The sequence below is a fragment of the Epilithonimonas hispanica genome (genome assembly GCF_003385395.1).
Classification (GTDB): domain Bacteria; phylum Bacteroidota; class Bacteroidia; order Flavobacteriales; family Weeksellaceae; genus Epilithonimonas; species Epilithonimonas hispanica.
The window spans coordinates 1-25398 of record NZ_QNUG01000042.1 but is presented as its reverse complement, the minus strand read 5'-3'; the positions used below and the strand labels follow the sequence as shown (position 1 = coordinate 25398).

Genomic DNA, 25398 nt, shown 5'->3' with positions numbered 1-25398 from the left:
ATAGCTGTCATCAAACGAAAGCTGCCATTTCTACCAAAAGAAGAATTTTTATCAATAAAAAATTCAAATAATATTTGCTCTTTAACATAGAAATCTTTGCGTTAAAAAATAAATTTTAAAGATATTTCTCAATAATTGGAATAGCAATTTCAGCCATCATTCCGTAACCTTTTTCGTTGGGATGAACGCCGTCTTTGGAAAGTAAAATTTCTTTATCCTGCAAAAAAGCAGAATGAAAATCAATATAATTTAATGAGTTTTCAGTCGCAATGTTTTTAAGGATTTGATTATAAATTAAAACATCTTCATTGGTTCTCACTTTTCCAGTTGGAGAAACTTTCGAATCAATGTTTTCTGAAATAGGAAGAATACTTACAAGATAGATGTCTTTAGAATATTGCTTTGCATTTTGAACAGCAGTTTCAATATTAGTTTTAAATTGTTCAGGATTTAGCAATTGAGTTTCTTCTTTTTTTGCTAAATCATTGGCGCCATAACCAAGAAAAATGATATTCCCATCAGTGGAATTTCTGGCTTTCATTTCGTGCGGAATTCTTTTGAGCAAACCTTCCGTTGTTTCGCCACCAATTCCGAGATTGAAAAGAATTAATTCATTACTACCTTCATTATATTTTTGCAAAGCATATCGTTTCAGGATATCAACCCAGCCTCCAAAAACGCCATCATATTCGCCGTAAGTAATGCTGTCTCCGAAGAATAATCCATAAATCATCTTTTTCATTGTCTTGTTTTAAATCAGTCCAAAATTAGTTTAATATTCTGATGCGATTCTATAATTTCAACTAAAATTTCGAATAAAGTTTGTCCTTTTCCATCCATCAAATCACCCAGTTTTTGTTTAATCAAATCGACATTGAAAGGTTTCCCGATTCGGATCTTGTTTTCATAAAATTCTTTAGTTAAATCAAAACCTAAATCCTCTTTTGACTTCTCAGAATCTTTCCAAGTAATATCGGAATCAACGCCGTAAAGTATATCATCGAAACCATCCAAGGTCCCGACTTTCCAGTCTTCATCTTTCATGAAAAGCTGGGAGATTTCTTCGTAGAAACCTTCCAAATCTGAAAAATGACCGCCATTGATGACAGTCATTTTTTTATTATTGATTCCCTTTTTCATTTAATTATTTCCTTAGATAGATATTTCCATATTTGGATTCAAGGCTGTATTGTGGCCCGTTTCCAAATGTTGTCGTAACTAATGTATGAAAATCATCCGAATCTTTCCCGGCAAATTTGGCGTCCAAATTAGAATAGATTTGCCCATAATAGGTTTCTGCAGAAAGTTTCCCAATATTTTTCTCCAAAATTGTAGCATCGATTCCGCCATAAATTGCGTTAACATTGATTTCTCCACCGAAGTTTCTAACTTCTACCAATCCATATTTGGCTTCTATTTGAGTTTTAAGAGATTTCGGAACTTTGATTTCTAATTCAATATTGATATCAACTCCGTTGGACATCGTGTTGAAAGTGACACCGTTGGTTTTACAATATTGCTGATAATCTTCTTTGGTTTTAAAAGTTAGTTTTTCATTGCCTTTATGAACCGTGATTCTGTGAGGAAGATTGTCTATTCCCGAAACATTTCCTACAATAACAAGAGAATTGCTATCTTTTGATTCTTTGATTTGAAAAGCGTCATTATTGTCATTGTCATTGATGTTGACAGTTCCCGAAATCTGAACTTCGTCTTTGTCCCAAGTGCTGATTTTAATCAATTGAGGATAATCAAACTTCAAAGATATATTTTGATTTTTAGTCGCAGGAAAGCTTTTATTAATCTGTGTTTGTGCTGTAATCACTCCGAATATGAAAGTCATTACAAAAATTATCAGCCTTTTCATTTTGCTCTCAAATAGATTTTACTGTAATCTGAACGAACTTCTATATCCGTTCCGCCACCATTTACTTTTCCGACAAGATCATTGCCATACTTAATCAAATCGTCCTCTGTTTTCTTCTCTTGCTCAATTTTAAAATCCGGAGAAATATAGATTTCGCCATACGAAGTGGTCGCTTTTAGGTTGGCTTTTACAGATTTTGGAAGCGTAACATCCGTATGGCCATACACCGAAATAATGGATAATGGACCTTTCACATTTTGGCTGAAAACAGCTTCCACATTTCCATAGATAGACTTTACAGTTGCCGGTCCTGTGATATTTTCTAGCTGAACATTGTTGTAAGTTGCAGCGATCTCAATCTCATTTTGCATATTTCTGAAAACAACTTTTCCGCCGTATTGAGACTGATGTTTAAATGAAACAATCACATTCTCAGGAACTAATATTTTAATCGATGGAGAGGAGATTTTTTTCAATGGATTAACTTCCAAAACGCCATCTTTTTCAGAAACACTGATTCCGAGTCCCGTGTTGTCTATAAGTCCTAAAGCATTGACTGCCTGTAGCCCTTCTGCACGTTTGTCTTCTGCAGGCGTTTTACCTTCCAAAGAGAAAACGATTTCATTGCCTTTATAACCTTCTACTATTACTTGCCCAAGATTGATGAGTAATTTTCCTTTGCTTTTGTTGACTTTGTAAGTCTTCGTGTTTTCTGTTGTTGTAATTGCTTGAGTTGTATTTTCCTGCGCTTGGAAGGAAACCGTCATCAAAGCGAACATAATCAAATATATCTTATTCATAATGTTTAAATTGTTAATAATTATTGAGTTATTTATATAAAAGCTTTTAATATTTCATTAAAACAGCGTATGCTTCGTCTTTCACAAAATCTACTGTTGTTGGGTCTTTAGCAAGTGCCATAAGTTTTGCATTAACTTCTGGACTCAACTCTGATGATGGTTTTTCAGCCAAAAAGGAAATTAATTCTTTCTGTACCATCGGGTCATTCTGTTGAATGAAAATCTGTTGAAATCTATCTGTTACAACAGAATTTTGTCTCTGCATTTCTAAGGCTGAAACTGCAGACAATCTTACATTCGTGTTTTCGTCTGAGATGGCTTTTTCAGAAAGCAAATCGATTATTTTCGAATCATAATCAGAAAAATCCTTTATCAAAGCAATCCCTTGCAATCTGGAACTTGCAGAAAATTCATTATTCATCAATTCTATTGCACTTGCTTTATCAGAATGATTTTCATTTTCGATATTATAATTTGGAACAAAATTTTGATTATCTATTGATTGTTTTGGAGAATCAGAACTGTTATTTGCAAGAACTTTTGCAGTGTTTTTTTGTATTTTATTTTCTATTATTGATGTTTCTAATCCATTCTTTGGAATTGAAGTTTCAACGAGGTTTTCATCTTCTTTTTTAGGAGTTTGCTTCGTTGCAATAACAGTTTTATCGATTTCTTTTTCCTGCCATAAATTAAAGATTCCCAAACTTAAAATAACTGCAATGGAAGAGGCGATTGCCCAAGTTTTCAATGGTAATATCGAACGTGTTTTCCCAACGGATGGAGTAGTGTTATCCAGCTTGGACATTATTTTGTCAAACATTTCGTCAGGAACTTCGAGATTATCGAATTCATCTCGGTGTTCATTGATATATTTTTTAAGCGAATCTTTCATAATGTAGATACTTATTGTTTTTTAAAGGTCATATGTTATCGCCTTATCTTTGTAGGTTTTTGTGCGCCAATTTTTGGTTAAAGGCGATTTCATTCTGGTGTTTTGGGTTTAATTTTTCAAAAATTTTCTTTTTAGCACGGTGATAATAACTTCTTACAGTTCCGTGCGGTATATTTAAAATCTTTGCTATTTCTTCCTGTGGCATTTCCTCGAACAAATAAAGATTGACAATTGTTCTTGTCTGCAAAGGAAATCCTGCAATAATATTTTGAAGTTCTTTCACACGAGATTCCATAGTCAGCTTTGCCTCCAATTCGTCATCTTCTATGTCCAATATTTTATCATCTTCAATTTCAGTAAAATAGATTTTATTTTTCCGAAGAAAATTAAGCGATTGATTGATGGCGATTCGCTTGATCCAACCTCCAAAACTTTCTACATTTTTCAGGGATTTGATTTCAGAAAATGCTTTTAAAAAAACCTCCTGAAGAATATCTTCTGCGTCCTCTCTATCATTGACGATACGATAGATGGAATTGAAAACAGCCTTAGAATAACGATGATAGAGCAGAGAATACCCCGAATTGTCTCCCGAACTGCATCGTTCCAACAATTCTTTGTCACTGATATTTTCTGTTGATGCTTTCAAAAAGTTATTTGTTTTTTTCCGATTCTATATAATAGACGCAAACCAATTACAAATGTTGCAGTTTTTTATGTTTTTTTCTGATTTTTTTAATTATTGTTCACAGGATTTGGTTTCAATAGGGATTTTAAAAATATCAATTTTTTCTTTTTCCGTTTTGTTGTACATCTCTTTAGCTTCTTTGCTATCTACGCTTAGGCCGTGATAGACGTAAGTAAAGGTATTATTAGGAGAATTAAGATTGGCGAAAATCATCGATGGGTCTTTTTGATATTTGCTCCAAAATGTTTCCCATTGTTTTGGCGTGAGGTTCACTTTGGAATCGTATGCATTACGTCCTTCAATATTATATTGTTCTTTGGTAAGACCTTTAATTTCGAAAATAAAATTCTCCTCAGAATCTGATATTTTCAGAATAAGTCCTGGTAAACCAAAAAACTTGTAAGGTCCATCGCTTATCGGGATTTCATTGGTAAACCACGCAATCCATTTTCTACCTCCAAAATTTATTTCCGCTTTCTGAATATTATAATTGAATAACTTACTTTTTTCCTGTTGAATTTTCCAAATTGGTTTGCAAGCATAAGTTGTTAAATAGACTTTGTCGAAAAAATTTTCTTCAGTAATTGTAGTTTGAGATTTCAAATCTTTATGAATTAAAGGCTGTAATTTCCATTGTAGCTTTGGGCTTGGAAAACTTCTGCTTCCCTCATCCACCAACTTGGTTTTTAACGAATCATATTTGAATTTTGCCAAAGATTCGAAATAAGAATTGTCATCATTTTTTAAAAGAACAGTTAACTCCGAGTTGTAGTCTTTTGAGTGTTCTTCGGTTTTCCATTTGAAAGCATAGATGATTTTGTATGATTGTGAAAATATTGCAATGGAACTGCTTAATGCAGATAAGCTTAATAATAGTTTGAGTTTCATATAATAGTTTTTGATGATTTTGCTATTATTAAGATGCAGGATTGTAAATAATGTTGCAATTTGTATAAAAAAAATGACCGCCAAGATTGACAGCCATTTTTATTTTATTTCGATTTTGATTTAAAACAAATGAATTAAGTAAGCCAATAGAACTAAACTATATTTGTAAGTAATAATTCCTAAAAACAAACAAATCAAACTCTTAACGTAATTCAAAAAGTTCTTTTCTCCGAAAAATTGTCCAATTGCCCAAACAAAATAAACCTGAACCAGATATATTCCAACTTGAGCGATAATAAATAAATTAAATAGCTTTCCAATCAATAAAAAGATTAAAGCTGAAATAAAAAACACGCCGAAAATGTATGATAGTAAGACAAAAATCTCAAATATATTGAAGCCTTTTTTGTAAAAGAATATTTTCGTCCAAAGCGCCATGAAAAATCCAATAATCAAAGCCGAGTAGCCTAAATGAGAATCTATCCAACTGTTTATAGCTTCAATTATGATTGTTTTCCCATTGCGTATTTCCAATTCCTTTGATGTTAAATATCAGAACATCAATATGAAACAGATGAATCAAAAACGTATAAATAACCGCTGAAAAAACCAAAAATACAATTGGTTTTACATATTTTTCACGATTTTCTCTAAGATATTCTCTTACCGCTTTTCCAGGTCGAATTAACAGCTCTTTGAAGGTAAAAAGAAAGCCTTTGTCAAAATGTAAAAGGTGCTGAATCTCGTGCGAAATGTATTTTGCGTCTATTCTTTGATTTCTTTTTTAGGCTCAGAAGAATGTTCTTCGTTCATTGGTTAGTTTTTTCTAATTGTAATGATACAAAAATAGGAACTTATTTATTAAATTAATATTAAAAAACCTCATAGAATAAAGGAATCTATGAGGTTTTATTTATTGTTTATTTGAAGTATTCAACTCCGTTTTTAAATATATTGTGATAATTCGCAGTTGGAATATTTTTCATCAAACCTTCTGCAAAACGTTCCGGGTGACCCATTCTGCCGAAGATTTTTCCGTCAGGACTTGTGATTCCTTCAATTCCGAATAATGAATTATTTGGATTGAATGGCATTGCGTGAGCGATGTTTCCTTCTAAATCCAAATATTGAGTCGCAATCTGTCCGTTCTCATACAACTTCTGAATTTCTGCTTCTGAAGCCATAAAACGACCTTCACCGTGAGAAATTGGAATGGTGAAAACCTGGTCTTTCATTCCTTTTAACCAAGGCGATTCGTCATTCACAACTCTTACATTTACCATCTGAGAAATGTGTCTTCTGATCGCATTGTGAGCTAAAGTCGGAGAATTTTCATCCAAATCTTTGATTCTTCCATAAGGTAACAATCCAGATTTCACCAACGCTTGGAAACCGTTACAGATACCGATAATCATCCCGTCTCTGTCAAGCAATTCGTGAACGGCATTTTTCATCTTTTCGTTTTTCAAAACGTTAACAATGAATTTTGCAGAACCATCCGGCTCATCACCCGCAGAGAAGCCTCCTGAGAAAGCCAAAATCTGAGAAGTTTTGATTTCTTCTACCCACGCATCAATACTTTCATCCAATAACTGGTGATTGATGTTGATCAAAGGCAGACTGCTGATTACAGCACCTTCTTTTGCGAAAGCGTTCAATGTATCGTACTCACAGTTTGTACCCGGGAAAACCGGTGCGAATACTTTCGGCTGAGCAATTCCGTGCTTTTTGATGATAATATTTCCTGGGTTGATTGAGTTTAGTTTTTCGTCGATCTCAACTGTTATTTTTTCTTTTTCAAGCGTTGGGAAAAGGTTTTCAAAAGTATTTGTATTAGCTGTTAACAATTTTTCAATCGCAAATTCAGCATCATTAATTTTAATAACATTTGAATCTTTAACTTCTCCAATTAATTGAAGATTTACAGTGCTTAATTCTTCTTTAGATTCGATGATCAGGCTACCGATATTTTTAGCTAATAAAGCCGTTTCATCAACCGTAATTTCAGCTCCTAATCTATTTCCGAAGCTCATTTTTGCTAAAGCAACTGCAACTCCACCTTCTTTTACCGTTTTTATTGAAACGATTTTTCCGGCTTTAATGTTTTCGAAAATGAATTCATAAACATCTTTTAAAGCATCGTAATTCGGAAGTCCGTTTTCCTGAGCAATATGATTGAAGAAATATACTTTATTTCCTTCACTTTTAAATTCAGGAGAAATAATATTTTTCTTTTCTCCGTTGGCACAAGCGAAAGAAATCAATGTTGGCGGAACATTCAAATCCTGATACGTTCCACTCATTGAATCTTTACCTCCAATGGCTGCCAAACCGAAATTAATCTGAGCATCATAAGCTCCCAACAAAGAAGCCAAAGGTTTACCCCATTTTTCAGGATTCTGGCCTAATTTTTCAAAATATTCCTGGAAGCTGAATCTGATATTTTTGTAATCGCCACCCATCGCAACGATTTTCGCAACACTTTCTACAACAGCGTAAGAAGCTCCCAACAAAGAATTCTGCTTAGAAATCTCCGCATCAAATCCCCAACTCGCCAAAGAAACGGTTTCAATATTTTTTGCTCCGATAATTGGCAAAGTCTGAACACTACCTTCCATCAAAGTCTGCTGATATTTTCCACCTAAAGGCATTGCAACCGTGGTCGCACCAATCGATGAATCGAACATTTCCAACAAACCTTTTTGAGAAGCAACATTTTTATCGCTTAATATTTTTAAGAAATTTTCTTCATTGAATGCAGGAGTTTCTTCTTTTACTTCATTAAGATGCGTAATCTTAACCTCCTGACTTTTTGAACAACCGTTCGTATCTAAAAATTCCCTTGAAAGGTCAACAATTTTATCGCCTTTCCAGAACATCTGCATTCTACCGGAATCTGTCACTTTTGCAACTTCAACAGCTACAATATTTTCAGCTTCACAGAATTTGATGAATTTTTCTTTATCTTTTGGTTCAACCACAACCGCCATTCTTTCCTGAGATTCAGAAATAGCAAGCTCGGTTCCATTTAAACCTTCATATTTTAAAGGTAAAACATCCAGATTAACTTCTAAAGAATCTGCGATTTCTCCGATAGCCACAGAAACACCTCCAGCTCCAAAGTCATTAGATTTTTTGATCAATCTCGTTACTTCAGGATTTCTGAATAATCTTTGAATTTTACGTTCTTCAACCGCATTTCCTTTCTGAACTTCAGAACTCATTGTATGAATCGAAGTTTCGTCCTGTTCCTTTGAACTTCCGCTTGCTCCTCCAACTCCGTCACGACCCGTTGCTCCTCCTAAAATAATGATAGAATCACCTGCTTCAGGCTTTTCACGTCTCACCCAATCCACAGGAACCGCTCCGGCAACGAAACCAACTTCCATTCTCTTTGCTTTGTAACCTTCATCGTAAATTTCGGAAACCATTGTAGTTGCCAAACCGATTTGGTTACCGTAAGAAGAATAGCCATTCGCAGCCTGTTTTGTGATTGTTTTTTGAGGTAATTTACCAGGTAAAGTTTTGTCAACCGATTCTAAAACGTCTGCAGCACCCGTTAATCTCATCGCCTGGAAAACGAAAGAGCGTCCAGACAAAGGATCTCTGATCGCACCACCTAAACAAGTAGATGCTCCACCAAAAGGTTCAATTTCTGTTGGATGATTGTGCGTTTCATTTTTAAATAATAAATACCAAGGCTCTTTTTTACCATCGTATTCAGCTTCGATTTGGATGGTACAAGCGTTGATCTCGTCAGATACAACAAGGTTTTCCAACTGACCTGTCTTATGGAAATATCTTCCGCAAACAGTCGCCAAATCCATTAAGGAGATTGGTTTCAATTCGCGTCCTAAGAATTTTCTTTTTTCGATATAATCATTGAAAATGGTTTCCAATGTATGTTTAAACTGTCCTTCAAACTCAATATTTGACAACTCTGTTTCAAACGTTGTGTGACGGCAGTGGTCGCTCCAGTACGTGTCTAGAACTTTCAATTCCGTTTCCGTTGGATCTCTCTGTTCGGATTTAAAATATTCCTGAATGAATTTCAAATCGTCCAAACCTAATGCAAAACCGTGAGAATTATAGAAGTCAGCAAGCTGAACATCATCAAAATCGTTAAAACCTTCGTGAACAATAACCTTTGACGGCGTTTCTTCCGCAGGAATATCTAAAATTGACAAATCTTTTTCCTGAGATTCAACCTTATTAATTAAAAGATCTTTGACTTTAAGTAAATCAGATTCGGAAATTCCTTCAAACTCAATTAATTTTCCGCTTCTTACTTTAGATTTCTCATTTCCAGTCAATAAAGCGATACATTGCTGAGCAGAATCCGCACGCTGGTCGTATTGCCCCGGTAAAAATTCCAATGCGAAATGAGTTCCTTTTGCAGGATTTTCCTCGATTAAAATATCAGTAACCAGATCTACGAAAGTGCTGTTCACTACTTTTTCGAATTCACCATCATTTAATCCAAAAATATCGTAAACGTTATACACTTTTACGCTTTGGATAGACGGAACAACTGCTTTTACTTCATCAAAAATTTTTGGACTTTCTACATCGAAAATTCCTCTTTTTTCTACGAAAATTCTTTTGTTCATTTTTATAGATATAAGATTTTAGCTTTCATTCTAAAATCATTTATTAGATTTATTTTAATAAAAAATGCAGTCGAAGAGACTGCAAGTTATTTTATACTTTAAGGTCAGCTTCCAAGCCAATCAAATCCTGATTCGCATCAATAATCGGCTGAACTTCATTCGCAATGAATTCCTCCGTCTGAATTGGCGCAAAACCGATGAAATTTTTCGGGTCGAGAACTTCTTTTAATTTTGATTTATCTAATTTCAATGAATCATCATTTAAAATTCTATCGATAAGGTCGTTTTCTTTCCCTTCTTCTTTTACCTTTTTAGACGCTTCCATAGAATGAACTCTGATTACTTCGTGAATTTCCTGACGGTCACCACCAGCTTTCACTTCTTCCATAATGATGTATTCCGTCGCCATGAAAGGAAGTTCTTCCATAATATGTTTGTTGATTCTGTTTGGATAAACCACGATTCCGTTCATAATGTTGTTCCAAATCAATAAAATCGCATCAACAGCCAAAAACGCCTGAGGAATTGTTAATCTCTTGTTTGCAGAATCGTCCAAAGTTCTTTCAAACCATTGTGTTGAAGCGACCATTGCAGAACTTGTCGTTAAAGACATTACATATTTTGCCAATGCTCCAATTCTTTCACTTCTCATTGGATTACGCTTGTAAGCCATTGCAGATGAACCGATTTGGTTTTTCTCGAATGGTTCTTCAATCTCTTTAAGGTTTTGAAGAAGACGTAAATCGTTTGTGAATTTATGTGCAGATTGCGCGATATTTCCTAATAAAGCTACAACTTTAGCATCTATTTTTCTGTCATAAGTCTGTCCGGAAACTCCGAAAACTTTTTCGAAGCCGAATCTTTTTGACAATTCTTTATCTAAATGTTTTACTTTAGAATAATCTCCGTTGAAAAGTTCCAAGAAACTGGCAGCAGTTCCTGTAGTTCCTTTTACCCCTCTGAATCTTAATGTTTCTAAGAAGAAATCCAATTCTTCGATATCAAGAACTAAACTCTGCAACCAAAGTGTTGCTCTTTTTCCAACAGTCGTTAACTGAGCCGGTTGGAAGTGTGTGAATCCTAAAGTCGGTAAATCTTTATATTGAATAGCAAAATCAGAAAGATTTTTCATCACGTTCACCAACTTTTTCTTTAAAATTAAAAGTCCGTCACGGATTTGAATTAAATCTGTATTATCTCCTACAAACGCCGAAGTTGCCCCCAAGTGAATAATTCCTTTTGCAGAAGGCGCCACATCACCATAAGCGTGAACGTGAGCCATTACATCATGACGGAATTTTTTCTCATAAGCTGCAGCTGCATCATAATCAATATTCTCTGCATTGGCTTTCAACTCAGCGATTTGCTCGTCTGTGATGTCAAGTCCAAGATCTTTTTCGATTTCAGCAAGAGCAATCCAGAGTTTTCTCCAGTTTTGAAACTTGTTGTTGTGCGAGAAATTAAACAGCATTTCTTCACTGGAATAGCGCTCTTCCAATGGATTTTTGTAGGAATTCATTTCTTTCTTTTTACTTTTTTTAGATTAGGACAAAAATAAGGATTTTAGATGAGAGTTAATAACTTGATTTTTAAATTAATTTTTAGTGATTTTGACGCGAATTTTAAATTTAAACAATACTTTTGACGTTGGTTTGAATTAATGAAAAAATTAATTTTGTCACTTCGTTTTAAAAACAAAGAAAGGAAATGGCAACAATTAAGAAATTGGAAATCAAAAAAAAATATTAAAAAATTAGAAGATAAGAATCTTTCTTTCAGAGTTTTTGAATTGAATGAGGAAAATTTAAACCAATATTTAAAACCACATAAAAAAGACCATTTCTTTATTATTGTCATTGAAAAGGGGACTTTAGAACTTCATATAGAAGAAAAATTCATTATCTGAAAGCTGGAAAAATTTTTGTTGTCTTTCCGGAGCAGGTTCATTTTATTTCAAATTGTAGTGAAGATTTGAAAGATAAAATTATTTTGTTTGAAGAAATATTATTCTGCTCGGATATTCTGAAAAACGAATTGAGTACCTATAATGTCAACCTTTCCACGCAGCTGAATTGTACGATTTTATCTTCGAGTGATTTTGAACAAAGTCTTAATTCCATTCAAATCATTCAAGGGATTTATCAAAAACCGAGTCTTATTAAAAAAGAACAAGCGAGATTTTTGATTAAAATTTTTCTTTTAGGTTTGATAGAATCCGTTCACGGCTTGCATCATATTTTACATAAAGAAACGGCTGATAAACCTATTTATGTTCGATTTAAAAAATTACTGAACGAACATTATAAACAACACAGAACTGTTCAGTATTATGCGGAAAAATTAGCAATTACTCCAAAAAAATTAAATTCAGTTACCAAAAAACATTGTGGAGAAACAGCCATTCAGGCTATTCATAACAGGATTTTAATGGAAATCAAACGTCAACTGATGTTTTCTGATTTGTCTCACAAAGAAATTGCTTTCGACTTGGGTTTTCCTTCCGAATGTTATCCGTTATAACGCTCAAGCATCAAATCGTTTTCCAGATTTGGCAAGAGTAATCGGTAAAGAAACTGCTGAAGAATTGGCACAGGCAATTGAAACTTTACGTTCTGAATTTAACAATCAATCAGCAATCAAAGAATTTGGAATTTCCAGAGAAGATTGGGATAAGAATCTTGATTATATCGCAAACAACGCTTTAATTGACCCTTGTACAGGTTTCAACCCGAGAGTTCCAACTTTAGAAGAGTTGAAAGCAATTTACAATGCTTGTTATGAAGGCTTAGTTTATGCAGAAGAAGTAATTGCTGGATAATTCTAAAGTTAAATATTATATAAAAAACAGGAAATCTCATTGAGGTTTCCTGTTTTTTATATTCTAATAATATAGGTAATGTTTATTTTTGAATATTTCTTTTTTATAATGTTATAATTTAACCAAATTATAATTTTTTAATCCAATAATCGGCGAGATATTTGTATCTCTAAATTTAAATCTAATATAATGGTATCAAAAATTACATCAGAAATCAAAGTCAGTGTAACAACAGATTATGATAACCATAATAGCTATCCTTCTGAAAATCGTTATGTTTTCCGTTATAATATTGAAATCGAAAATCTAAGTAATGTTGCTGTGAGGTTGCTTTCGAGAAAATGGATGATTTATGATCTAGGATTTGGTTTTACCGAAGTTGAAGGTGCCGGTGTTATTGGTCTCACTCCAGTGATTGAAAGTGGCGAAAAGTTTAATTATTTTTCTAATGTGATTGTAAAATCGGGTGTGGGTAATATGGAAGGTTCTTATCTTTTTGAAAATGCCAATCATGAAACTTTTGATGTAAGTATTCCCAAATTTAATCTTGTTTCGGAAGTTTTGAGTAATTAAAGAATCTTAATTCTTTTACTGAAGACATCTTTAACTTCATCATTTCGACTAATCATCAATCTTTCGAAACTTAACAACGAAATTTTAGCACAAACCTCTGCATCTGCGTCTGCGCGGTGGTGATTGAATTTGATTTGATGTTGTTCTGCAAGATTTTTTAAACCATAACTTTTAAGGTCTTTCCATGCTTTTTTTGCAATTCCGATGCTACATAGATAGTTAATATTCGGTTTGAAGAAACCATAATGGTCCAAACATCCTCGCAAAACTCCAGCGTCAAAAGCAGCGTTATGAGCAATCATTAAGTTTCCATACATAAGATTTTCAACTTCGTACCAAACATCGGCAAAAGTAGGAGCGTGTTGTACATCTTCTGGTGTAATGCCGTGAACAGCAACATTATGATGATTGAAATAAGGAAAAGATGGCGGTTTTATAAGCCAAGATTTTGTTTCTTTGATTTGACCATTTTCTACAATACAAACGCCCAATTCACAAGCAGAATTTTTCTCGTGAGTTGCGGTTTCGAAATCGAGAGCTATAAAATCCATCTTTAATTATTTTTTTGAACCAAGAAAATGTTTGAAAATCAACCATTTTGATTGATAATAATGATTAATCTGATTTTTCTGTCTCAGTTGAATAGACTTTGGCAATTGCCAATAAAATCCCATATGTGATTTGAAAACAGCCCAAAGATGTGAAAATCCATTTTTCAATCCAAAATAAATTCCTGCAACTCCATCTAAAGAAAGTCTTAGAAACAGAATGAAAAATACCTTGTAGGAAGGCAAATTCTTCAGCATCATTGTCAGGTTATTTCTGAAATTGAGATAGGTTTTTTGAGGATTTTGTTTATTAAGTGTTCCTCCGCCAACGTGATAAACTTTGGATTTTCCAGTATAATAGATTTTTCTTCCAGCATTTTTCAATCTCCAGCAAAGGTCAATTTCTTCCTGATGAGCAAAGAATCTTTCATCAAAACCATTCATATTCCAAAAATCTTCTGAACGAATGAATAGCGAACATCCGGAAGCCCAAAAGATTTCTGTCTCATCATCGTATTGGCCGTTATCAATTTCTATATCATCGAAAACTCTTCCTCTACAATAAGGATAACCTAAATTATCTATTAAACCGCCACCAGCTCCTGCAAATTCGAATTTATCTTTTTGATTATAATCCAGAATTTTTGGCTGAATTGCTGCGATATTTGTGTCCTCAGAAAATAATTTTGTGATTGGAGAAATCCAGTTTTTTGTAACTTCTACATCTGAGTTTAATAGACAATAGATGTCAGCTTTGATATATTTTAAACCTTCATTATAACCTGCAGCAAAACCAGAATTGCTAGAGTTTTGAACGATTTTAACCGACGGAAAATTTGATTTTAAAAAATGAATAGAATCATCTGTCGAAGCATTATCAATGACGTATATTTCTGATTCAGAAGAATATTGAATTACATATGGTAAGAATTTTTCTAACCAATTTTTCCCATTCCAATTCAGTATGGCAATTGCAATCGTCATTTACTCGTCGTATTTTTTAATATAATCTTTGTATTTCCATCTTCTGTGTGACCAAAGCCAATTGTCTGGTCTTTTGTTGATGGTGTTTTCCAATAATGTGTGGAATTTTCTAACTACTTCGTGTTCTACAAATTTTTCCCCTTCAGGATAGATTCTGTGATAATTGACTTGATAAAATCCTCGTTTGACTTTCTTCAACTCGCAATAGATAAAGACCATATCCATTCTTGTTGAAAGCTTGTCGTAACCTACAAAAGCAGGTGTTTTTTGATTCAGAAATTTCAGGCCGTAATTAACAGAATGTACATTTGGAGTCTGATCTGCTACAAACATATAAATTGAATTTCCGTCATTGGGAGTTCGGAAAATATGTTTGATAACCTCATTAGCTTCCAGAGATTTGTTATTAAATCTATTTCTGATTAATTTGATTTTTTGTTCCCAGAACTTACTGCTCATTTTTCTATAAACAGGATGACAGTCTTTTTGAGGAACAATGGTTGCCAATGCATTGAACCATTCCCAATTGAAAACGTGGCCAGATAAGAGAATGACGTTTTTACCTTCGGCTTTTGCTTCGTGAAAAACTTCTTGATTCAGATGTTGCATCCTAACTCTGGATTCTACATTGCTTATGGTGAAAGCTTTCAGCATTTCAGCAAGATAGTCACAGAAATTGGAAAAGAATTTTTTTGAAATATCTGTGATTTCTTTATCCGATTTTTCAGGAAAAGAATTTTTTAAATTATCTAATACTTCTTTTTTCCTATATCCAATAATATAATAATTAATAAAGAATAATATATCTGAAAAAATATATAATATTCTAAGAGGTAATCTGGAAATTAGTAATAATATGCTGAATAGAAATTGATTCAAACTATTGTGTTTATTGGCAAATATACTGAAAAATGGCTGAATTTTTGATTAACTTTGAAGTTAATATTTAATCAATTATAAATAATAATGAGAAAATCTGTAAAGAAATTGTTATTTGTTGGAGGCGTATTTTTATTTTCTCTTACAAATGCTCAAACTACACAGCTTACCAAAGAGCAAATCGAGGCTAAGAAAAAGGCTGCTGCTGAAGAAAAAGCGAAATTACCCAAGCCATATCATCCTGAAGCTAATGCTGAATCTGATATTCGAAATATTGTAAAATTGGCCAAGAAAGAGCATAAAAATGTTATAATACAAGCTGGAGGTAACTGGTGTATCTGGTGTTTGAGATTTAATAATTATGTTCAACAGACGTCTGAATTGAAGCAAATTGTTGATGATAATTATATTTATTACCATTTGAATTGGTCTCCTGAAAATAAAAATGAAAAAATATTTTCTAGTTATGGGAATCCAGGAGAAAAATTTGGTTATCCAGTGTTTATTATTTTGAATGAAGATGGAAAACAAATACATACACAAGACAGCGCCGTTCTAGAGGAGGGTAGTGGTTATAGCCTAGAAAAAGTTAAAGATTTTTTCAATGCTTGGAAACCAAAGAAGTCTTAATTATATTTAAAATAAAAAACCACTTCGTTTGAAGTGGTTTTTTTATGCTTTTGAAAATATTTCAATTAAGCTTCTTCAGAAGTAGTTTCTTCTTCAACTTTAGCTTTTGGAGCGGCTGGTTTAGGAGCTTCTACTGGAGCATCAGAAACGATTGCAAAATCGAAGTTGTATTCTACATTTCTGTGAAGTCTGATCAATGCAGTTGCAGTACCAGTTCTCTTGATTGTATTTCCAGGGATTTTGATATATTTTTTATCAACACTTATACCAGCTTTTGCTAAAGCAGCAGCAAGATCAGCATTGTTGATAGAACCAAATAATCTGTCACCAGAACCTACTTTTGCAGGAATAGTGATAGAAGTTTTCTTCAATTGCTCAACTACAGCATTTGCAGCAGAAATCAATTTAGCTTCTTCTTCTTTTCTAGCTTCCAAAGTAGCCTCTAGAGCTGCTTTGTTTTTAGGAGTTGCTAATAAAGCAAAACCTTGAGGTAATAAAAAGTTACGAGCGTAACCTGGTTTTACATTTACTGTATCGAACTCAAGTCCTAAGTTTTCTACGTCTTGTTTTAGGATAATTTCCATTGTTGTTGTCTTGTTTAGATTCTAGAAGTTAGAGTTTAGAAGTGAGAAATTAGAAAAATCTAAAATCTTATATCTGATATCTAATATCTAAAACAGTTAGAATTAAATTATTATTCAGCAACAAAAGAAGCAGGCAAGCCTACTTCTTTTATTATTTTTTCTTATTTCAATAAGTCAGCTACGTAAGGCATCAAAGCAAGGTGTCTTGCTCTTTTGATAGCAGCAGATACTTTTCTTTGGTATTTAAGAGAAGTCCCTGTGTATCTTCTTGGTAAGATTTTACCTTGTTCGTTTACGAATTGTAAAAGGAAGTCAGCATCTTTGTAATCTACGTGCTTAATACCAAACTTTTTGAATCTACAATATTTCTTTTCAGATTTTGTATTGATATCAAGTGGAGTAAGGAATTTTACTTCTGATTCACCTCCAGCAGAGGCTTGTTTTGCCATATCATCTATTGCCATTGTTTTAAATTTTAAAGGTTAATAATTAAGCTTTAGCAGATTTTAGTTTGCTTCTTCTTGTTACTGCATAATCTACAGCGTGCTTGTCAAGTTTAGTCGTTAAGTAACGGATAACTCTCTCATCACGTTTGAAAGCAGTTTCTAGGTCTGCAACTACAGTTCCTTCTCCTTTGAATTCGATTAGTGTGTAAAAACCATTCTTTTTCAATTGGATAGGATAAGCTAATTTCTTAAGTCCCCAATTTTCTTTGGCAACGATTTCGCAATTGTTTGAAGCTAATAGGTCTTCAAATTTTTTCACTGCTTCCTCCACCTGAGCGTCAGATAGAACGGGAGTTAAAATGAAAACAGTTTCGTAATTGTTCATAATGTTAATTAATTTTAATTAAAAATTCGAGTTGCAAAACTACAATTTTTTTCTGAATTACAAATAATTTATTCAGAATTTAAAAAGTAAAACATGAACATGCAGATTTGCCTTCTCTGTAATTAATAGATTTTTAATAAAAAAAATCCCGTCATTTATGACGGGACTAAATTTGATTAATATAAAAATTACTTCTTGATTACTTTTGTAGAAGTAGAAGTACCATCTTCTAATGTAGTAGTAACAACATATACGCCTGTGTTGAATCTGCTGAAATCAATTTGAGATTTAGCCTCATTCAATTCTTTTGTGAACAATTGTTTGCCTGCAGTGTCGTAAACTTTTACGTTTTTAATTTTACCTTGAGCCTCTATGTTAAAGATGTCTTTAACTGGATTAGGATAAGATCTGATACTATTTTTAGTGGTTTCTGAAACAGCAAGTGTGCCAACATTAATTGTGTAATCTTCTGCTTGTCCAAAGCTACCACCTACGCAAGGGTCTGCTAAGTTTGTGGTCCCGAATAATTTTTTGACACGCATTCTGGTGTTTCCTATTGCTGCACCTGCAGGTACGGTGATATTGTAAGTAAGTTCTTTTGTGTCTGTTCCTGTAGAATTTGTAATAGATCCTACAGAATAAGCTTCGTCGGCATCTGCAAAGTCTTTGTCTTGATTCCAGTCGATATAAACCATGAAGTTATTAGCCCAATTACCTCCTGTATTTCCTTTTATTGTTATGGCGTGTGTGCTACCTAATGTAACATTGCCAACTTGATCTAGGAAGAATTCGTGTGCAGTACCGCCACTTGTTGATGCCGATGTTGTGTTGTCTATGCCTGCAAAGTTAACTAATGTTATAGGTTCTACTGTGAAAGAGTATGTTAAAGGTCCGCAATATGTAGTTTCTATGGTTGTGAAAGAAAATGTAGTACATCCTGTTGCGGAGCCAATTGTATTTTTAGGAACTGCTTTCCAATAGTATGTTGAAGATCCATCAAGATTAGCTGCTGTATAAGTTGTGCCTGTAACATTGCTAACCAAAGTTGTTGGGTTAGGATTTTTGTCTAAATAGATATCGTAAGAATCTACAGTTCCAGTAGCTGGGGCTGACCAAGAGAATGTTTGGGAAACGTAATTAAGGTTGGTTGCTCCATTTGCTGGAGATACTAAAGTAGCGCAACCAGGCGCAACTGTAGGTGCCGCGGAGACGCTTACGTCATCAATATGTAGAGCAAACATATCTGTTGAGCTGTGATGTCTGAATGCTACATAAACTTGTGATTGACCAGCAAATGAAGATAAGTCAATGCTTTTTGAATAAAATATACCGCCAACACCGTTTGTGGAGGCGTTCTCAGTTAATAGAGGCGTGGTTGCTAAAAATGCAGCAACACTGTTTGTTGTTGCAACATATACAGAGTATGTTTCATTGGCCCAATCTGGATCTTGTGCTTTTACTTTGAATTTAAGTACCGCTGAAGTTGCAGTAGATAAGTTGATTGCAGGTGATACGATGTAGTTGTCAGGTGTTAAAGCTGTGAAACTTGCGTTGTCATAAGAATAAGAGGCGATAGCAGGTGTGATCCCTGCAGGTTCGGTTAGTGCTACTGTTTCCCATTCAAAGCCATCGCCGTCTTGATCGTATAGAGTCCAATCGGAGATGTCTTCATCGTCGAAGTTGTCTGAAAAATAAGTTTGACCGAAACCAAACATTGGTAAAGCTACAAAAGCTAAACGTAGTAAAGATTTTTTCATAAAGATAATTTTTCAATTCTCTCAAATTTAGTTAAATTAATTTAAAATAACCAAATATTTGTTATTAAAATTATCAATTATTTATTTTATTTCACTTGTTGTTGTCATTTTGATTGTTTAAATATTTCGTTAAAGGTGTGTGATATTCGAATATTTTTTTTAAATAATATTATTTTTTTAAAGAAATCATTAAAAATTTTCTTAAAATAAAAATTTGAAAAAATCTTAAATGTTTGCTTAATGAAGGGCTTGTTTATCAAATGATTAAGCTTTCGGGATTATGAAGTCGAATAATATTAGCTCCTTTTTCTAATAACTTATAATGCAGATCTAGTGTTTCTTGCTCGACCTCATTTGGTTGTTTACCAAATGGTTTATAGATAAATGATTTTTTTGAGATTCCCGCCAGAATCGGCAATTCTCCAAATCCAATATATTCAAAATCCTCAATCATTTGATATTGATCTTCAATAGTTTTTCCGAAGCCAAATCCAGGGTCGAGGATAATGTCTTTGATTCCTTTCTGCTTTAAAAGATTTACCTTTTCTGAGAAGAATCGATTGATTGATAAAACGACATCATCAAATCTATTCTTCTCGTGCATCGATTCATAAGTCGGGTTGATATGCATTAATATATATGGTAAACCAATTTCTGCAACTGTATCCAAAAGTTCAGAATCAAATTGTCCCGCAGAGATATCATTCACAATATCAATTCCTTCATCAAAACCTAATTTTACAACTTCTGAATAAAATGTATCGAGCGAAATCAAACTTTCCGGAAATTCTTTCTTGATTAATGAAATAACATTTCCAATTCTTCTGATTTCTTCATCAGCTTTCAAATATTCAGCATTCGGACGGGTTGATTGTGCGCCAACGTCAATAATTGTTGCGCCATTTTTCAATAAATTCTCAGCTTGATGCAAAGCCGATTTCTCATTATTGAATTTTCCTCCATCAGAAAAAGAATCTGGCGTCAGATTCAAAATTCCCATTAATTTTGGCTTTGATAAATCTATCAATCTGCCGTTACAATTGATTGAAAAATGTTTTGATTGATTAGAATTGGTAATAGAAAATTCCATTTGAAATTTTTATAAAAATGTGAAGTAAATTTTATGTGAAAAATATTATTTTAATTAGTCAAAGCGTAGACCGCAAAACTTGCTAACCAATGGTCGCCTCCATAATTGCCTTGAAAAATAATTGGAAGAGAGTTTTCAATAAACTTTTCTCTGGAAATTTCAAATTGTTTTCTAATTGTATTTTTTTCTGGTAAAGCATTGATAATATTTTTCATTGCCCAAGCTTTCGAAAATGATAGTCCCACAAGATGAACCGTTTGATAATCATTAACATCACTTATGATAGGAATTTGTTCAATGTTTTCCAAGCTTCTTTTTTCGTAAAATTGATTCAGCCATTTTTCAAAGTCTTTCTGAGGCAAAATTCTACTCATCAATTCTGCAATTTCTAAACTGGGAGAAAAGAAATCGCTTCCATCAGGTTCTAGGTAAGCTGGTGTTTTAGTATTGTTTAAATAGAAAATTTTAGCTTTTTCAGATAATTCTTTCTCGAAGGATTTATCTCCAACTTGCCTTGCCCAATCTATTGCAAAACTCATTGCAAATGCGGTATTCGGATGAACGCCGGTTCTATTAGGATAAGTTTGTTTGGGTAAATATGCTTTCCAAAGTCTCAGAATTTCATCTGTCAAAGGTTTTAAATCTTGATGCCATATTTTGGCTTTTGGATGATTCCATCTTGCTAATTCTTCATCCAGTTTCAAAATCCAAGCCCAACCGTAAGTTCTTTCAAAATTTTGCGCCACTTGATATTTAGTAAAATAAGAAGCTTCTTCTTTGATTTTTTCAGGTGAAAATGATTCATCTAGAATTGAAATAATTTTATCTTTATTTTCTAAATCCGGTACAGTTCTCAGTAATCTCACCAACATCCAATGCCCGTGAACTGAGCTATGCCAATCAAAACAACCATAAAAACTCGGGTGTAATTCTTTTGGAGTTAGAACAGCATCTTTTTCAGTATTAATAACGTGTGCGGTTTTATTCGGATACTCTTGATTGATGCATTTTAACGGCATCGAAGCAAGTTGGTTGGCCATTTCTGTTGTTAGTTTCAACTTCTGTTGAGCATTGATAAAAATAGAAGGTATCAGAAAAAAAGAAACGGCAAATTTCATATAGTAATTTTAGAGTCATAAAAATAGATAATTTTTCTGATTATTTTCAATAAATTAACTCCAAACAAAATTTGTATCTTTGACCAATTAGACAGATTTATGCACAATACTTCCGCTCAGTTTGACGACGTTATCAAGGCTTGTAGAGACCTTTTCGAAAAGAAAATGAAAGATTATGGAACCGCTTGGCGTGTTCTTCGTCCAAGTTCTATCACAGACCAGATCTACATCAAAGTCAGCAGAATCAGAACGTTGCAAATAACGGATGTGAAAATGGTGGATGAAAGTGAGGAAGACGAATTCATTGCGATTATTAATTATTCTATTATTGGATTGATTCAGTTGGAGAAAGGTTTTTCTGATGAACTGAATGCCAATCCTGATGACATCATCAACCTTTACGATTCTTACGCTCAAAAAGCAAAAGAGCTGATGGAACGCAAAAATCACGATTATGGTGAAGCTTGGAGAGATATGAGAATTTCGTCCATTACAGATTTGATCTATCAAAAAGTTTTAAGAACTAAACAGATAGAAGATAATCAAGGAAAAACTTTGGTTTCCGAAGGTTTGGATGCCAACTATTTTGATATGTTGAATTATGCTGTTTTTTGTCTGATTAAATTTAAAAATTAATACCGAAAAAAATTATGAAAGCAATTCTACGCTATATTGTTGCTCTGATATTCATTGCTTCCGGATTTGTAAAAGCTGTTGATTTGAAAGGGTTTTCTTTCAAATTAGAGGAATATTTTTCGCCAATTGTTTTCAATTTACCGTTTTTGGAAAAATATGCTTTGGCATTTTCAATTATTGTAGTTGTTCTGGAATTGATTCTTGGATTTATGTTATTGATGAAAATCAAGCTTAAACTAACACTTTATGCACTGATTGTACTTTGCGTTTTCTTTGGTTTTCTGACATTTTATTCAGCTTATTATAATGTGGTTACAGATTGTGGGTGTTTCGGAGATGCGCTAAAGTTTACTCCTTGGCAATCATTCTGGAAAGATATTACACTTTTGGTTTTATTATTAATTCTGGCTGTTCTTTACAGAAAAAGAGAAGAAGATGAAAAGGTTAGATTTGGAAAATTACCATTATTAGTTGTTTTTGTTTTAGTAATGATTTTTGTGATGTACAGAGGAATTGCTCACGAACCGATGATAGATTTCCGAGCTTATTCTATCGGAACTGACTTAGCGGCTGAGAAGCAAAAAATTGCACAAAATCCTTCGGAGTATAAGACGTTTTATTCACTTAAAAATTCCAAAACTGGCGAAGTAAAAAAAGTTGACCAAGACGAATATATCAATAAGGAATATTGGAAAGACACGACTTGGCAAATTGAAGATGGAAAAACAACTTCGGAAATCTCCAAAAAAGGTTACGAATCTGAAATCTCCAAATTCAAAATTGAAGATGTGAATGGAAATCCTATCACAGATGAAATCTTGAAAGAGCCAAGAGTTATTATTGTATTTACTTACAAACCAAAAGAAGCTGATGCAGAATTGGTTAAAAAAACTGAAACTAAAGCCTTATCAGAAAAAGCTAAAGTGATAGGTGTAAGTACGAATCCTAATTTCTATAAACAAATCTCAAATTATATGATGGATGAGATTGCGATTAAAACCATTGCAAGAAGTAATCCTTTTGTGTTGGTTTTGGAAAAAGGAAAAGTGGTTGAGAAATTGGGAGCAAAAGATTATTTAAATCAAGATTAAATTATATAATGAGAAAATCAAATAAACCAATTGCTGGATATCATTTACTAATGATTTTGTCAGCTGTGGACGGAATTATAAAGCCAGAAGAAGGACTCAAAGTTCAGGAATATATGGCAGAAGAATTTCCGTTTCGTTTGAATTTGGACGACGAATTGGAAATCATTGCTCAATTAACAGCAGATCAATGGCAAGAGCACTTCGAATTCCATGCAAAATGTTTCGAAGAAGATTCTACAGAACAAGAAAGAAAAGATTTCATCCAATCTGCAAAGTCACTAATCAAGGCAGATAACGAGGTGTCTGATGAAGAACATGATTTTTATACATTACTAAAGAATATTTGGAAATTAAATTAAAATATAATGAGAAAGAACATTGTTGCAGGAAACTGGAAAATGAACAAAACTTATGCTGAAGCTCAAGAATTATTTGCTCAGCTTTTAGATTACAAAAAAAATAACACAACAAACTGCGAGGTTTACATTGCTCCGCCAGCTTTGTACCTTACAACTGCGAAAGAAGTTTTCAAAAATGGAGAAGTAGGAGTATATTCTCAGGACGTTTCCGAATATGCTAGTGGAGCTTACACAGGTGAAATTTCTGTAGATATGTTAGCTTCTGTTGATGTAAACGGTAGTTTGGTTTCACATTCCGAGAGAAGAACTTTCCACGGAGAAACCGATAGCCACGCCAATAGAAAAGTAAAAGCACTTTTGGACAAAGGTTTGACGCCGATCTATTGCAACGGTGAAAAATTAGAGGAGAGAAAAGCAGGAAGACATTTCGAGGTTGTTAAAAACCAAACAGAAATGGCTCTTTTCACTTTATCTGCCGAAGAAATCAAAAAAGTTGTGATTGCTTACGAACCGGTTTGGGCAATCGGAACAGGTGAAACAGCAACTGCGGAACAAGCTCAGGAAGTTCACGCTTACATTAGAAGCCTGATTGCTGACAAGTACGGAAAAGAAGTTGCTGACGAAGTTTCTATCCTTTACGGAGGAAGTGTGAAGCCGGACAATGCAAAAGAAATTTTCTCTCAGCCAGATGTTGACGGAGGCTTGATTGGAGGCGCTGCCCTTAAAATCGAAGATTTTTCAAAAATCATTGAAGGATTCAATTCTTAATCAATAAAATATATAAAATGTCAAAGTAATATCTTTTTACTTTGACATTTTTTTAGGAGCTTAATCCCGCTGTAGTTTATCCTGAGCTTGTCGAAGGGTTGCAATCTTTTTTGCATCACGATTGGTTATTCAAAATCAAATGAAGTTCACGCAAAAAAGGATTTCCACTGCAATCGGGGCTATGGGATTTTTTATCCAAACCAATTTGTCTTTCAATTTGAAGATTATTCAAAATTAACACAATGAAAATAGAACACTTAGGAATTGCTGTAAAATCTCTATCAGATTCAGATGATTTGTTTTCCCGACTATTAGGCAAATCCAATTACAAACAAGAATCTGTAGAAAGAGAAGGTGTAACCACATCTTTTTACGAAATTGGAGAAAGCAAAATCGAACTTTTGGAAGCTACAAACCCCGAAAGTCCAATCGTCAAATTCCTCGATAAAAAAGGAGAAGGAATCCATCACATCGCATTTGGCGTAGAAAATATCCAAACAGAAATCGAAAGATTAAAAAAAGAAGGATTTATTTTCATCTCAGAAGAACCCAAAGAAGGTGCTGATAATAAATTAGTTGTATTTATTCACCCCAAATCTACCAATGGTGTGCTGGTAGAATTGTGTCAAGAAAAACCCTAAAACATTTGGAAGATAAAGAAATTTTGTTATTTTTGCACTCACAAAATTTAACCAAATTTTGAGGTCCTATAGCTCAGTTGGTTAGAGCACCTGACTCATAATCAGGTGGTCCCTGGTTCGAGCCCAGGTGGGACCACAAAAACGCCTTTTTTAAGGCGTTTTTTTTGTTTATTTCGCTTAAATACAGCTATTTACATTTTTTTTGAAAAAATAATTTATCAATTTTTATCATTATTTCGGTAACAATGGATCAGTACCAAAACTTGTGTTTAAGCAAAAATGTTTTGTAGTCTGAATAGAAAAAACGCCCGATCCCTAACTCCTCTGAAGTTGCTTCTAAATTTTT

General features: G+C 33.5%; 29 protein-coding genes and 1 tRNA gene. 11 read left to right on the top strand and 19 right to left on the bottom strand.

The features are described 5' to 3' along the window. Positions 1 to 115: 115 nt before the first annotated feature. The 10 genes from DRF58_RS15075 to purB all read right to left on the bottom strand — a co-directional run bounded on the left by DRF58_RS15075 (position 116) and on the right by purB (position 11264). A complete protein-coding gene (locus DRF58_RS15075) occupies positions 116 to 742 on the bottom strand; it encodes an SGNH/GDSL hydrolase family protein (RefSeq protein ID WP_116036627.1) in 627 nt (208 codons plus the stop codon). A 14-nt stretch (positions 743 to 756) separates the two neighbouring features. Continuing rightward, positions 757 to 1140, bottom strand: a complete 384-nt coding sequence (locus DRF58_RS15070) for a ribonuclease inhibitor (RefSeq protein ID WP_116036626.1) — start codon at positions 1138 to 1140, stop codon at positions 757 to 759. A 4-nt stretch (positions 1141 to 1144) separates the two neighbouring features. Continuing rightward, on the bottom strand, positions 1145 to 1867 hold the full coding sequence (locus tag DRF58_RS15065; RefSeq protein ID WP_116036624.1) for a hypothetical protein: 723 nt from the start codon (positions 1865 to 1867) through the stop codon (positions 1145 to 1147). Beyond that, positions 1864 to 2667, bottom strand: a complete 804-nt coding sequence (locus DRF58_RS15060; protein ID WP_123902423.1) for a DUF4097 family beta strand repeat-containing protein — start codon at positions 2665 to 2667, stop codon at positions 1864 to 1866. The genes DRF58_RS15065 and DRF58_RS15060 overlap by 4 nt, the downstream gene beginning before the upstream one ends. 46 nt (positions 2668 to 2713) lie before the next feature. Beyond that, on the bottom strand, positions 2714 to 3559 hold the full coding sequence (locus DRF58_RS15055) for a HEAT repeat domain-containing protein (RefSeq protein ID WP_116036621.1): 846 nt from the start codon (positions 3557 to 3559) through the stop codon (positions 2714 to 2716). Positions 3560 to 3602: 43 nt separating this feature from the next. Further along, positions 3603 to 4208, bottom strand: coding sequence for an RNA polymerase sigma factor (locus DRF58_RS15050; protein WP_116036619.1), 606 nt, complete (start codon positions 4206 to 4208; stop codon positions 3603 to 3605). A gap of 90 nt (positions 4209 to 4298) precedes the next feature. Further along, entirely contained in the window at positions 4299 to 5135 is an 837-nt protein-coding gene (locus DRF58_RS15045) for a GLPGLI family protein (protein WP_116036618.1), read from the bottom strand. 499 nt (positions 5136 to 5634) lie between these two features. Further along, the gene (locus tag DRF58_RS19180) at positions 5635 to 5877 is read right to left on the bottom strand and encodes a DUF3667 domain-containing protein (protein ID WP_379883830.1); all 243 of its coding nucleotides are present in this window, start codon (positions 5875 to 5877) and stop codon (positions 5635 to 5637) included. 178 nt (positions 5878 to 6055) lie between these two features. Next, a complete protein-coding gene (locus tag DRF58_RS15030) occupies positions 6056 to 9745 on the bottom strand; it encodes a phosphoribosylformylglycinamidine synthase (RefSeq protein ID WP_168926424.1) in 3690 nt (1229 codons plus the stop codon). A gap of 91 nt (positions 9746 to 9836) precedes the next feature. Continuing rightward, entirely contained in the window at positions 9837 to 11264 is a 1428-nt protein-coding gene (purB, locus tag DRF58_RS15025) for an adenylosuccinate lyase (RefSeq protein ID WP_116036611.1), read from the bottom strand. A 141-nt stretch (positions 11265 to 11405) separates the two neighbouring features. Here purB and DRF58_RS18820 point away from each other — a divergent pair, with 141 nt between their 5' ends. The 4 genes from DRF58_RS18820 to apaG all read left to right on the top strand — a co-directional run bounded on the left by DRF58_RS18820 (position 11406) and on the right by apaG (position 13136). Beyond that, entirely contained in the window at positions 11406 to 11651 is a 246-nt protein-coding gene (locus DRF58_RS18820) for a hypothetical protein (protein ID WP_245955498.1), read from the top strand. Positions 11652 to 11716: 65 nt separating this feature from the next. Continuing rightward, positions 11717 to 12265, top strand: a complete 549-nt coding sequence (locus DRF58_RS18815) for a helix-turn-helix domain-containing protein (RefSeq protein WP_245955496.1) — start codon at positions 11717 to 11719, stop codon at positions 12263 to 12265. After that, positions 12222 to 12563, top strand: a complete 342-nt coding sequence (locus DRF58_RS15015) for a dehydroquinate synthase/iron-containing alcohol dehydrogenase family protein (RefSeq protein WP_157966739.1) — start codon at positions 12222 to 12224, stop codon at positions 12561 to 12563. Before DRF58_RS18815 ends, DRF58_RS15015 begins: the two co-directional genes overlap by 44 nt. Positions 12564 to 12752: 189 nt before the next feature. Further along, positions 12753 to 13136 carry a Co2+/Mg2+ efflux protein ApaG gene (gene apaG, locus DRF58_RS15010; RefSeq protein ID WP_185144548.1) on the top strand — a complete coding sequence of 128 codons (384 nt, stop codon included), beginning with the start codon at positions 12753 to 12755 and terminating at the stop codon, positions 13134 to 13136. Here apaG and DRF58_RS15005 read toward each other — a convergent pair. From DRF58_RS15005 to DRF58_RS14995, 3 genes are read right to left on the bottom strand one after another with little or no spacing between them, the layout of a single operon-like run. After that, entirely contained in the window at positions 13133 to 13687 is a 555-nt protein-coding gene (locus DRF58_RS15005; RefSeq protein WP_116036606.1) for a 3'-5' exonuclease, read from the bottom strand. The two genes, apaG and DRF58_RS15005, sit on opposite strands and share 4 nt — an antisense overlap. Positions 13688 to 13693: 6 nt before the next feature. Then, positions 13694 to 14668: a glycosyltransferase family 2 protein gene (locus DRF58_RS15000; RefSeq protein WP_116036604.1), complete on the bottom strand. Its 975-nt coding sequence runs from the start codon at positions 14666 to 14668 to the stop codon at positions 13694 to 13696. Beyond that, positions 14669 to 15547 (bottom strand): lysophospholipid acyltransferase family protein, encoded by an 879-nt coding sequence (locus DRF58_RS14995; RefSeq protein ID WP_116036603.1) that lies wholly within the window; start codon positions 15545 to 15547, stop codon positions 14669 to 14671. 87 nt (positions 15548 to 15634) lie between these two features. Here DRF58_RS14995 and DRF58_RS14990 point away from each other — a divergent pair, with 87 nt between their 5' ends. Beyond that, a complete protein-coding gene (locus DRF58_RS14990; protein ID WP_116036601.1) occupies positions 15635 to 16177 on the top strand; it encodes a thioredoxin family protein in 543 nt (180 codons plus the stop codon). Positions 16178 to 16242: 65 nt separating this feature from the next. Here the strand turns inward: DRF58_RS14990 and rplI are convergent, their stop codons facing one another. The 6 genes from rplI to DRF58_RS14960 all read right to left on the bottom strand — a co-directional run bounded on the left by rplI (position 16243) and on the right by DRF58_RS14960 (position 21557). After that, positions 16243 to 16761: a 50S ribosomal protein L9 gene (gene rplI, locus DRF58_RS14985; protein WP_116036599.1), complete on the bottom strand. Its 519-nt coding sequence runs from the start codon at positions 16759 to 16761 to the stop codon at positions 16243 to 16245. A 161-nt stretch (positions 16762 to 16922) separates the two neighbouring features. Beyond that, a complete protein-coding gene (gene rpsR / locus DRF58_RS14980) occupies positions 16923 to 17225 on the bottom strand; it encodes a 30S ribosomal protein S18 (RefSeq protein WP_027382072.1) in 303 nt (100 codons plus the stop codon). A gap of 25 nt (positions 17226 to 17250) precedes the next feature. Continuing rightward, positions 17251 to 17592, bottom strand: a complete 342-nt coding sequence (rpsF, locus tag DRF58_RS14975) for a 30S ribosomal protein S6 (protein WP_116036597.1) — start codon at positions 17590 to 17592, stop codon at positions 17251 to 17253. Between the two features lie 188 nt (positions 17593 to 17780). Further along, complete coding sequence (locus DRF58_RS14970) at positions 17781 to 19349, bottom strand: T9SS-dependent choice-of-anchor J family protein (RefSeq protein ID WP_116036596.1); 1569 nt, start codon at positions 19347 to 19349, stop codon at positions 17781 to 17783. 256 nt (positions 19350 to 19605) lie between these two features. Beyond that, positions 19606 to 20439: a dihydropteroate synthase gene (gene folP / locus DRF58_RS14965; RefSeq protein ID WP_245955494.1), complete on the bottom strand. Its 834-nt coding sequence runs from the start codon at positions 20437 to 20439 to the stop codon at positions 19606 to 19608. A 50-nt stretch (positions 20440 to 20489) separates the two neighbouring features. Further along, positions 20490 to 21557 carry a DUF2891 domain-containing protein gene (locus DRF58_RS14960; RefSeq protein WP_116036594.1) on the bottom strand — a complete coding sequence of 356 codons (1068 nt, stop codon included), beginning with the start codon at positions 21555 to 21557 and terminating at the stop codon, positions 20490 to 20492. A gap of 99 nt (positions 21558 to 21656) precedes the next feature. On the opposite strand from DRF58_RS14960, the gene DRF58_RS14955 reads away from it, so the two are divergent. The 6 genes from DRF58_RS14955 to DRF58_RS14930 all read left to right on the top strand — a co-directional run bounded on the left by DRF58_RS14955 (position 21657) and on the right by DRF58_RS14930 (position 25188). After that, a complete protein-coding gene (locus DRF58_RS14955) occupies positions 21657 to 22193 on the top strand; it encodes a DUF1599 domain-containing protein (protein ID WP_116036592.1) in 537 nt (178 codons plus the stop codon). A 14-nt stretch (positions 22194 to 22207) separates the two neighbouring features. Beyond that, a complete protein-coding gene (locus DRF58_RS14950) occupies positions 22208 to 23284 on the top strand; it encodes a BT_3928 family protein (protein WP_116036591.1) in 1077 nt (358 codons plus the stop codon). An 8-nt stretch (positions 23285 to 23292) separates the two neighbouring features. Continuing rightward, positions 23293 to 23643 carry a tellurite resistance TerB family protein gene (locus DRF58_RS14945; protein ID WP_116036589.1) on the top strand — a complete coding sequence of 117 codons (351 nt, stop codon included), beginning with the start codon at positions 23293 to 23295 and terminating at the stop codon, positions 23641 to 23643. A gap of 6 nt (positions 23644 to 23649) precedes the next feature. Further along, entirely contained in the window at positions 23650 to 24411 is a 762-nt protein-coding gene (gene tpiA / locus DRF58_RS14940) for a triose-phosphate isomerase (protein ID WP_116036588.1), read from the top strand. A gap of 242 nt (positions 24412 to 24653) precedes the next feature. Continuing rightward, a complete protein-coding gene (gene mce / locus DRF58_RS14935; protein WP_116036586.1) occupies positions 24654 to 25052 on the top strand; it encodes a methylmalonyl-CoA epimerase in 399 nt (132 codons plus the stop codon). Between the two features lie 62 nt (positions 25053 to 25114). Further along, a tRNA-Ile gene (locus tag DRF58_RS14930) sits at positions 25115 to 25188 on the top strand. Positions 25189 to 25398 lie beyond the last annotated feature (210 nt).

Bases quoted from the DNA above. Each gene is read 5' to 3' on its own strand.
- DRF58_RS14970 (WP_116036596.1), bottom strand. From the start codon at position 19,349: ATGAAAAAATCTTTACTACGTTTAGCTTTTGTAGCTTTACCAATGTTT.
- DRF58_RS15045 (WP_116036618.1), bottom strand. From the start codon at position 5,135: ATGAAACTCAAACTATTATTAAGCTTATCTGCATTAAGCAGTTCCATT.
- purB (WP_116036611.1), bottom strand. From the start codon at position 11,264: ATGAATTCCTACAAAAATCCATTGGAAGAGCGCTATTCCAGTGAAGAA.
- tpiA (WP_116036588.1), top strand. From the start codon at position 23,650: ATGAGAAAGAACATTGTTGCAGGAAACTGGAAAATGAACAAAACTTAT.
- DRF58_RS14955 (WP_116036592.1), top strand. From the start codon at position 21,657: ATGCACAATACTTCCGCTCAGTTTGACGACGTTATCAAGGCTTGTAGA.
- DRF58_RS15055 (WP_116036621.1), bottom strand. From the start codon at position 3,559: ATGAAAGATTCGCTTAAAAAATATATCAATGAACACCGAGATGAATTC.
- DRF58_RS15060 (WP_123902423.1), bottom strand. From the start codon at position 2,667: ATGAATAAGATATATTTGATTATGTTCGCTTTGATGACGGTTTCCTTC.
- DRF58_RS15065 (WP_116036624.1), bottom strand. From the start codon at position 1,867: ATGAAAAGGCTGATAATTTTTGTAATGACTTTCATATTCGGAGTGATT.
- apaG (WP_185144548.1), top strand. From the start codon at position 12,753: ATGGTATCAAAAATTACATCAGAAATCAAAGTCAGTGTAACAACAGAT.
- DRF58_RS14960 (WP_116036594.1), bottom strand. From the start codon at position 21,557: ATGAAATTTGCCGTTTCTTTTTTTCTGATACCTTCTATTTTTATCAAT.
- DRF58_RS15075 (WP_116036627.1), bottom strand. From the start codon at position 742: ATGAAAAAGATGATTTATGGATTATTCTTCGGAGACAGCATTACTTAC.
- DRF58_RS14950 (WP_116036591.1), top strand. From the start codon at position 22,208: ATGAAAGCAATTCTACGCTATATTGTTGCTCTGATATTCATTGCTTCC.
- rpsF (WP_116036597.1), bottom strand. From the start codon at position 17,592: ATGAACAATTACGAAACTGTTTTCATTTTAACTCCCGTTCTATCTGAC.
- DRF58_RS15030 (WP_168926424.1), bottom strand. From the start codon at position 9,745: ATGAACAAAAGAATTTTCGTAGAAAAAAGAGGAATTTTCGATGTAGAA.
- DRF58_RS15070 (WP_116036626.1), bottom strand. From the start codon at position 1,140: ATGAAAAAGGGAATCAATAATAAAAAAATGACTGTCATCAATGGCGGT.
- DRF58_RS18820 (WP_245955498.1), top strand. From the start codon at position 11,406: ATGAAAAAATTAATTTTGTCACTTCGTTTTAAAAACAAAGAAAGGAAA.
- mce (WP_116036586.1), top strand. From the start codon at position 24,654: ATGAAAATAGAACACTTAGGAATTGCTGTAAAATCTCTATCAGATTCA.
- DRF58_RS14945 (WP_116036589.1), top strand. From the start codon at position 23,293: ATGAGAAAATCAAATAAACCAATTGCTGGATATCATTTACTAATGATT.
- DRF58_RS15005 (WP_116036606.1), bottom strand. From the start codon at position 13,687: ATGGATTTTATAGCTCTCGATTTCGAAACCGCAACTCACGAGAAAAAT.
- rplI (WP_116036599.1), bottom strand. From the start codon at position 16,761: ATGGAAATTATCCTAAAACAAGACGTAGAAAACTTAGGACTTGAGTTC.
- folP (WP_245955494.1), bottom strand. From the start codon at position 20,439: ATGGAATTTTCTATTACCAATTCTAATCAATCAAAACATTTTTCAATC.
- DRF58_RS14990 (WP_116036601.1), top strand. From the start codon at position 15,635: ATGAGAAAATCTGTAAAGAAATTGTTATTTGTTGGAGGCGTATTTTTA.
- DRF58_RS15000 (WP_116036604.1), bottom strand. From the start codon at position 14,668: ATGACGATTGCAATTGCCATACTGAATTGGAATGGGAAAAATTGGTTA.
- rpsR (WP_027382072.1), bottom strand. From the start codon at position 17,225: ATGGCAATAGATGATATGGCAAAACAAGCCTCTGCTGGAGGTGAATCA.